The sequence below is a fragment of the Dokdonella sp. genome, assembly GCF_036518555.1.
Classification (GTDB): domain Bacteria; phylum Pseudomonadota; class Gammaproteobacteria; order Xanthomonadales; family Rhodanobacteraceae; genus Dokdonella_A.
Window position 1 is genome coordinate 1 of sequence record NZ_DATDMY010000056.1, and the last position, 3,507, is coordinate 3,507.

Annotated in this window: 3 protein-coding genes; 2 read left to right on the forward strand and 1 reads right to left on the reverse strand. The window is 69.4% G+C overall.

Annotated elements, in window-relative coordinates; genetic code table 11:
* Positions 1–535 (reverse strand): adenylate kinase (locus VI238_RS03320; protein ID WP_331648424.1); only part of this gene is annotated, 535 nt, incomplete at its 3' end.
* A 154-nt stretch (positions 536–689) separates the two neighbouring features.
* On the opposite strand from VI238_RS03320, the gene VI238_RS03325 reads away from it, so the two are divergent.
* Complete coding sequence (locus VI238_RS03325; RefSeq protein WP_331648426.1) at positions 690–1,949, forward strand: 6-phosphofructokinase; 1,260 nt, start codon at positions 690–692, stop codon at positions 1,947–1,949.
* Between the two features lie 197 nt (positions 1,950–2,146).
* A partial coding sequence (locus VI238_RS03330) for a sodium-translocating pyrophosphatase (protein WP_414650022.1) occupies positions 2,147–3,507 on the forward strand: 1,361 nt, incomplete at its 3' end.

Consider the following 3,507-nt stretch of genomic DNA (forward strand, 5'->3'; position numbering starts at 1 on the left):
CCGACACCTCGGCGAGCTCGCCGACGCCGTCGACGACCGCGAGCTTGCCGATCTCGGCGAAATGGCCCGCGACCGGTTCCGTCTGTTCGGTGTAGACGCGCAGGCGTTCGCGCACGGTTTCCGGCGTGTCGTCCTTGCGGCCCTGCGCCGCGGCGCGACCGGCGATGCGCTCGACGATGAGTTCGCTCGGCACGTCGAGCTTGATCGCGACCTCGAGCGGTTGGCCGATGCGCGCGAGGAGCTTTTCCAGCGCGGCGCACTGCGCGACGTTGCGCGGATAGCCGTCGAGGATGAAACCGGCCTTCGCATCCGGCTGCGCGAGACGCTCCTCGAGCATCGCGAGCACGATGTCGTCGGAAACGAGCTGGCCCGCCTCCATGACCGCCTTCGCCTTGAGGCCGAGCGGCGTGCCGGCCTTGACCGCGGCCCGCAGCAGGTCGCCGGTCGACACGTGCGGCACGCCGAGCGTGGCCTTGAGCAGCTCGGCCTGGGTGCCCTTGCCCGAGCCGGGCGCGCCGAGTAGAACGAGTCGCATGGTGCTCCGATGGCGCCGTGCGGCGCTCATGCTCACGATTGGGGGACGCGACGCGCCCCTCGGCGCGCCTAGAATGGCGACAACGCTAGCGGCTGGCCAGAATGGTGTCAAACCTCGCCGACCGCATCGGAACGTGGACGAAAAGGATTCGGTAATGAGCCAGGGCAAGCTGCTGTACGCGCAATCGGGCGGGGTCACCGCGGTCATCAATGCGACCGCCGCCGCGGTCATCGATACCGCGCGCCGACGCAAGGTCCCCGTGCTCGCCGCGCGCAACGGCATCATCGGCGCGCTGCGCGAGGACCTCATCGATACCTCGAAGGAAAGCGCTGCGGCGATCAAGGCGCTGCGCCACACACCGGGCGGCGCGTTCGGGTCGTGCCGCTTCAAGCTCAAGTCGCTCGAGCAGGACCGCGCGCGCTACGAACGCCTGATCGCCGTACTGGAGGCGCACGACATCCGCTGGTTCCTCTACAACGGCGGCAACGATTCCGCCGACACTTCGCTCAAGATCTCGCAGATCGCGCGCGAGCTCGGTTATCCGGTCAACGTGATCGGTGTGCCGAAGACGGTCGACAACGACCTCGCGGTGACCGACTGCTGCCCGGGCTTCGGCTCGGTCGCGAAGTACACCGCCGTGTCGGTCGCCGAGGCGAGCCTCGACGTCGAATCGATGTGCGCGTCGTCGACGAAGGTCTTCATCGTCGAAGTCATGGGGCGCCACGCGGGCTGGATCGCCGCGGCGGGCGGGCTCGCCGCACGCAAGGCGGGCGACCCGCCTCACCTGATCCTGTTTCCCGAGGTCGCGTTCGACGAGGACGCGTTCCTCGCGCGCGTGAAGGCGTCGGTCGAACGCGTAGGCTATTGCACCGTGGTCGCGTCGGAAGGGTTGAAGAACGCCGCCGGCCAGTTCCTCGCCGAGGCGGGCACCCGCGACGCATTCGGCCACGCCCAGCTCGGTGGCGTCGCGCCCGTGCTCGCCCAGCTCGTCAAGCAGAAGCTCGGCTACAAGTACCACTGGGCGCTGCCCGATTACCTGCAGCGCTCGGCGCGCCATCTCGCCTCGAAGACCGACGCCGAGCAGGCCTGGGCGGTCGGCAAGGCCGCGGTCGAGTACGCGCTCGCCGGGAAGAACGCGGTCATGCCGGTGATCGCGCGCAGGTCCGACGCGCCGTATCGATGGGCGATCGAACCCGCCGCACTCGAGCGCGTCGCGAACCACGAAAAGAAGCTGCCGAAGAACTTCATCTCGCGCGACGGCTACGGCATCACCGCGGCCGCGCGCCGTTACCTCGAACCGCTGATCCGCGGCGAGGACCCGCCGCGGTACCTGCGCGACGGCCTGCCCGACTACGTGCGCCTGAAGAACGCGGCCGTGCGCAGGAAGCTGCCGCGCTACGACATCGCCGACTGACCGGCCGCGTCGCCCCGCCCCGTTCGCGGCAAGCGCCTTCCCGGTAGCGCGGCCATGCGCGCGACTCCCGCGCGGTGCCGGCGCGGCGTGCTGCGGCGCGCCAATGCGCGCCGCTTCGGCGCATGGCTATACTCGGGCGCGTTGCCGCGCTGTTTCCCGGGGTTTCCTATCAGTCCTGTGAGTCAAGGGAGGGTTCGATGCTGTTCCAAGAACACGGTTTGACGATCGCGCTGGCGTGCGCGGTGCTCGCGATCCTGTACGGCGGATGGTCGATCCGCTGGATCCTCGCCAAGCCCGCAGGCAACGAGCGCATGCAGGAGATCGCGGCGGCGATCCAGGAAGGCGCGCGCGCCTACCTCAACCGCCAGTACCGCACGATCGCGCTCGTCGGCGTCGTGCTGCTCGTCGTGATCGGTCTCGCGCTCGACTGGCCGACCGCGATCGGCTTCGCGATCGGCGCGGTCCTTTCCGGGCTGACCGGCTACATCGGCATGAACATCTCCGTGCGTGCGAACGTGCGCACCGCCGAAGCCGCGCGCAGCGGCATCCCGGCCGCGCTCGCGGTCGCGTTCCGCGGCGGCGCGATCACCGGCATGCTCGTCGTCGGCCTCGCCCTGCTCGGCGTCGCCGGCTACTTCGTCACGCTCATGCAGATGGGCAGGACGCAGGACCAGGCCCTGCACGCGCTCGTCGGGCTCGCGTTCGGCTCCTCGCTGATCTCGATCTTCGCGCGCCTCGGCGGCGGCATCTTCACCAAGGGTGCCGACGTCGGCGCCGACCTCGTCGGCAAAGTCGAAGCGGGCATTCCCGAAGACGACCCGCGCAACCCCGCGGTGATCGCCGACAACGTCGGCGACAACGTCGGCGACTGCGCCGGCATGGCCGCGGACCTGTTCGAGACCTACGCGGTCACCCTCATCGCGACGATGCTGCTCGGCGGCGTGATGGCCGCGCAGGCGGGCGCGAATGCCGTGCTCTACCCGCTCGTGATCGGCGGCGTCTCGATCGTCGCGTCGATCATCGGCACGTTCTTCGTCAAGCACTCCGGCGGCAAGATCATGACCGCGCTGTACAAGGGCGTGATCGTCTCGGGCATCCTCGCGCTCGGCGCGTTCTATCCGGTCACGCAGCAGCTCATGGCGACGAGCCAGTACGGCGCGATGAACGTGTTCGGCTGCGCGGTGATCGGCCTCATCCTCACCGGCGCGATGGTCGTCATTACTGAGTACTACACCGCGACCGAGTACGGCCCGGTGCGCCACGTCGCGCAGGCGTCGACGACCGGCCATGCGACCAACATCATCGCCGGCATCGGCATCTCGATGAAGTCGACCGCGTGGCCGGTGCTCGCCGTGTGCGCGGCGATCTGGGGCGCCTACCACCTCGCCGGCCTGTACGGCATCGCGATCGCGGCAACCGCGATGCTGTCGATGACCGGCATGATCGTCGCGCTCGACGCGTACGGCCCGATCACCGACAACGCGGGCGGCATCGCCGAGATGGCCGAGCTGCCGAAGGAAGTGCGCGCGGTCACCGATCCGCTCGACGCGGTCGGCAA